The 297-nt window shown below is 17.8% G+C and carries 1 pseudogene; it reads left to right on the forward strand.

Annotated elements, in window-relative coordinates:
• A pseudogene (locus ACR6JA_RS22235) lies at positions 1–198 on the forward strand (hypothetical protein); the annotation flags it as partial.
• Between the last annotated feature and the right edge of the window lie 99 nt (positions 199–297).

Genomic DNA, 297 nt, shown 5'->3' on the forward strand with positions numbered 1-297 from the left:
AAAAAAATAAAACACAAAAAAACAAAAAAAACGGAAAAACACCACCACAAAAAAACACAAAAACAAAACACACCGGGTTTAATTAAACTGAAAATAAAAAAAAAAAAAAAAAATTTTGGGCGAAAAAAAACCACAAAAAACAAACAAAAACACAAAAAAAAAAAACCAAGCGCCAAAAAAAAAAAAAAAAAAAAATAAAAAAAAAAAACGAAAAAAAATAAAAAAAAAAAAAAAAAAAAAAAAATTTTAAAAAAAAAAAACAACAAAAAAAATTTCACAAAAAAACAAACAACAACA

The sequence above is a fragment of the Cedecea sp. B1(4) genome (assembly GCF_059414925.1).